Consider the following 4,352-nt stretch of genomic DNA (forward strand, 5'->3'; position numbering starts at 1 on the left):
ATTATTGGGAAAAAGCTTGCAGAACTTCACCCACAGTGAAAAGCGATCCACCGCAAATCAGGATATCATTTTCGGACATCTCTGCCCGCGCTATTTTCAAAGCCTCGGAAACCGAATCCGCGGTCGCATATTCCACCCCGTATTTACGAACTTCGGCAGCCTGCTCCTGTACCGTGGCGGCTCGTTCCGAACTGTTCTGAGCGAGGTAGATTTTCTGAGCGTTTTGGCAGATCAATCGTAACATTTCTCCAAAATTTTTATCCGCTAAAATGGAGATGAGAAACCGAAAACGGCGCTGTGGCCAGATTTTGGAGAGTGTATCCAACACGGCTCGGACCCCTTGAATATTGTGTGCGCCATCGGCAATTATGACAGGCGAGGTGCTCAGAACCTGCATCCTGCCTTGCCAATTTACGTTTTTTAGAGCGTAACGGACTTTTTGGGCGCAAACCTTGAAACCTCTTTGCTTCGCGTAAATGAAAAACGCAGTGAGCGCCAAAGCCAAATTCGCCGCCTGGTGTTCTCCAATCAGGTTTGTGGAGAGCTTGCGATAACGGTGACGACCAAAACAATAATCGAACTCCAAACCGGAAACACTGCGTGATGTGATTTGGTAGCTGTAATCGATTCCAGGCAGGAAAAGCGGCGCTTTCAGCGATTCAGCCCTCTGGGTAATCACTCTAAACGCTGCAGCGGGGAGCTTTCCAAGCACCAAAGGAACGCCAGGCTTGATGATGCCAGCTTTTTCAGCGGCGATTTTCTTGATGGTGGCGCCCAAGGTTTTCACGTGATCCAAGCCGATGCTTGTGATGGCTGAAACATCCGGGGTAAAAGGATTTGTGGCGTCCAGCCTGCCGCCCAGGCCAACTTCGATCACGGCGCTGTGCAAGGCTTCCTCTTTAAAAACTTGCATGGCAATGGCGGTGGTGATTTCAAAAAATGAGGCGTCCCACTTCTGAAAGAGACCCTCAAACCTGGAAAATGTATCCAAAACACGTGGGAAATCGAGTTCGCGCCCATTGACACGGAAACGTTCGGTGTAATTTATCAAATGCGGCGAGGTGTTCAACCCTGTGCTGAATCCATGAGCCAGGCACAGCGCTTCCAAACTGGCGCAAACGCTACCCTTGCCGTTGGTTCCGCCAACGTGGAAACCGCGTAAAGAATTCTGCGGCGAGCCCATTTCCTCAAGCAGACCCTCCATACGCTCCAGCCCCAGCTTAATGTTTCCAGAATATCTTTGGTAAATATGATCTAAAAATTCCTGATATTGCATTTTCCCAAGCCTTTAAAGTATAAATAAAATCCCCGCGGAGCGGATCTGAAACAGCCGCCGATACCGCGGGGAAGATTTATGCGTGAAAGGTTTTGTCTCTGCGGACTTAATTCATATAATTAATCGTCAACCGGATCATCCTGGAAATCAGGTTGTTCTCCGGTGAGATCCTTGCGCAACTTAACGAAAGTGGGATCCTCGATGGCGGCATTGAATTCCGTGTGTTTGGTGTTTTTCCAATACTCAAAATAGCGCATCATAAACTCATTTTTCTGTTTGGCATTGTTTTTTGTGATGGAATCGATTTTCATAAGGTCGTTCACCATCACGTTTTGGAGCTTGGAGGCACTCATATTGTCGTAGAAGTTTTTATCCAGGATGTGTTTGGCATATTTGTCCAAATTTGGGCAAAGAACCAGGATGCCGGAATAGTGTTTGGTTTCTCCCTCCACCACTTCGGTGAGGTGTTTGCCGAAGGCAATATATTCCGTTTTTTCGCCCTGAAGTTCTGGGCAATATTTTTCCTCGGAAAGATAGGTGCCTTTACCGTTCGGATTGGCTGTGTTTCTAAGCAAATCCAGGTCGCCCTCAAAATCTTTTTTGTAGTCTTGCATATAGTTGTCGATTGCCACCCAGATATTTTTCATGTAGGTGGTGCAGTCGTCCGTGTTCTTTTCCGGGTCCAGCTTAAATTTTCCTGGCAGGGCCAAAACCAGGACCAAAGCTATGGCCAAAAGTGCACTGATTATCCAGAATATCACGTTTCCGCGTTGCTTTTTCAGCATTGGTTACTCCTGAAAGAGATAGTTTTTTCGATAAAATTCTGCCTGCGCTTTCACGTCAAGCCTTTTTTGTGCGAGGCATGATCTTGTTAATGTAGGCGTATGTTTCGCGGATGTCATAAAAACGGTCGCGATAGTCCGCCTCAGAGTCGATAGGGATGCCCCGCATTCTTTTTTCCACGTTGTTTTCACCCCAATTATATGCCGCTAAAACCAGGGTCCAATTATTGTCGAATCTGCCGCGAAGATAATTGAGATAACGCGCGGAAATGCTCAGGTTATATGGTGGAAAATAAAGCATACCACGCCGATATTTCACGTGAACGTAGCGGGCTGTGGGTTCCTGTACCTGTCCCAAGCCAATTGCTTGAGCGGGCGACACAGCAAAGCTCCGAAAGCGGCTTTCTGTGTTTATCAGATTATAAAAGATGCGCGGATCCAGCTTGTAAACCACCGCCGTGGAAAGCGTCATCAGCCGCACCGAAACGGGGTTGTAAAGCAGCACCAGCAAAGCCAAAAACAAAATCAGGAGGCTTCGCAGCGCCTTTCTGGGCTTGTTTTTCTTTTTGGTGGACGCCACTTTAGGGTTCAGGCCAGGGTTTTCTTAAAATCATTCAGCCGCATCACGTGGGAAATCTCTTCATTGATGATGCGTCTGAGTGCAACCAGGGCTTTGGGGTTCGAAATGCTGTCGCTAACTGTGTGGAAATAGAGAAGGGTATCCTTTTCGAAGGTGATGGCGTTATCCAGAAGTGTGGATAGGTCTGAAGCTTCAGTGGCTTTGCGAATGGCGGATTCCGGGCTGTTGAAAATTCTTCCATCCACGATGGTTTTCAAATATGCGGAAACCATTTCCCAATCCTGGGTCAGTTCAAGGTCTTGCAAGTCCGCGTCATCGCGAAGTTTCATGAATGTCTTTTCGTGCTGCAATTCTTGGTCGCGCAACCAGGTGATGAATTCCAGGCTTTTTTTGTCCAAATCTTTACGTTTGCTGGCTTCGTTGTAAAACGCATAGCCGTTGCGCTCGATTTGAACGGCCATTTCGATGATTTCGTTGATTGAGAAGGCAGGCATAATTTCCTCCAGTATTTGTATTTTATATGCTAAAAACTTAGTCTTTCTTCAAGTTTTGGCAAGCCCGAATAGCCCGACCCTTTCTATTCCAAACTCACCTGCGAGGGGCCTAAAAGTTCACCCACGTGGTCTGTGCTGTCTTGAACGGGTTTTCGCTGGGTTTGTTCCTCGCGTTTTTCTTCTTCGTGGTGGGCGGGAATATTTTGGGTGATGCTTTTTTGAATTTCGCGCATCAGGTCTGGCTCTGGTTTTTTGCTTTCCTGTTCCGGTTCTGCCGTGGAAGCCTTTTTAACTGCAGTGGAATCCGCTGTCTGTCGCTTCAAAAAGTCCGGTGTTTGCAGTCGCCCCTGGCTGTAGGCATATCTCAAAATTCCCGCTAAAACCATCACAAACAGGATTATTCCAAACAACCACAACAAGTTGGGTGAAAGCAATATCTTGTGCTCTTTCGTTCCCAAATCAGTTTGCGTGGGTTTCTTGGTGTGTTCGGGAACCATGACTTTGAACTCGGCCATAACCTCATCCAAATCCGCACCCAGATAGCGGGCATAATTATAAACCATAGCTTTGGAAAACCCGAAAGGTCCAAGCTCAAAAAAGCGGTTTTCCTCAATTATCCGAACCTGTTCTTCGCGAATGCGCAGGTCGTCAAAAACTTTTTGATAGCTGATACCCTGCTCTTCCCTCAGGTTTTGCAGGTGTCCGCCTAAATTTTCCATGTATAAACTCCATTGAAAGTGTGTTCAACCGCGCCCGCAAGAATGAATTCACCATTTTCCAAAGCCCGGATCGAAACAGTTCCACCGGGCATATTAACCCGGACCTCAGAGTCCAAAAATCCCTTTTGAATCCCGCAAAAAACAGTTGCTACTGCGCCTGTGCCGCAAGCCTGGGTGGCTCCTGCGCCACGTTCCCAAATTGTCATATCAATTTGATTGCGGGAAACCACACGCGCGAACTCCACATTCACTCCATCCGGGAAATGTGAATGCTGCTCTAAGAGCGGTCCAAACTCAAATTCCTGGTCTTTCAATTCTTTTTGATAGCTCACAAAATGCCAATTTCCAACCCCGATCAATGCCCCCTCGATACCTTCTAAAACAAGATTATTCTCCAACATTTGGGGCATGCCAAGCTTCACCGAAATCTCTTCAGCTTCGATAACTGCATCTAACACACCACTGTCTGTGGCAATACGCAGTTTGGAATCCCCGCGCAGG

The 4,352-nt window shown here is 47.4% G+C and carries 6 protein-coding genes; all 6 read right to left on the reverse strand.

All coding sequences use genetic code 11. The features are described from left to right. Position 1: 1 nt before the first annotated feature. Positions 2-1,276, reverse strand: coding sequence for a bifunctional folylpolyglutamate synthase/dihydrofolate synthase (locus tag GX135_00620; GenBank protein NLN84591.1), 1,275 nt, complete (start codon positions 1,274-1,276; stop codon positions 2-4). A gap of 119 nt (positions 1,277-1,395) precedes the next feature. Further along, positions 1,396-2,061, reverse strand: coding sequence for a hypothetical protein (locus GX135_00625; protein NLN84592.1), 666 nt, complete (start codon positions 2,059-2,061; stop codon positions 1,396-1,398). A gap of 55 nt (positions 2,062-2,116) precedes the next feature. After that, positions 2,117-2,530: a lytic transglycosylase domain-containing protein gene (locus tag GX135_00630; GenBank protein NLN84593.1), complete on the reverse strand. Its 414-nt coding sequence runs from the start codon at positions 2,528-2,530 to the stop codon at positions 2,117-2,119. Between the two features lie 116 nt (positions 2,531-2,646). Then, positions 2,647-3,132, reverse strand: a complete 486-nt coding sequence (locus GX135_00635) for a ferritin family protein (GenBank protein NLN84594.1) — start codon at positions 3,130-3,132, stop codon at positions 2,647-2,649. An 83-nt stretch (positions 3,133-3,215) separates the two neighbouring features. Further along, positions 3,216-3,851 carry a hypothetical protein gene (locus GX135_00640; GenBank protein ID NLN84595.1) on the reverse strand — a complete coding sequence of 212 codons (636 nt, stop codon included), beginning with the start codon at positions 3,849-3,851 and terminating at the stop codon, positions 3,216-3,218. After that, on the reverse strand, positions 3,839-4,352 hold a 514-nt coding region (dapF, locus tag GX135_00645; GenBank protein NLN84596.1), incomplete at its 5' end, for a diaminopimelate epimerase. The genes GX135_00640 and dapF, both read right to left, overlap by 13 nt.

The sequence above is a fragment of the Candidatus Cloacimonadota bacterium genome, assembly GCA_012522635.1.
In the GTDB taxonomy this organism is placed as follows: Bacteria; Cloacimonadota; Cloacimonadia; order Cloacimonadales; family Cloacimonadaceae; genus Syntrophosphaera.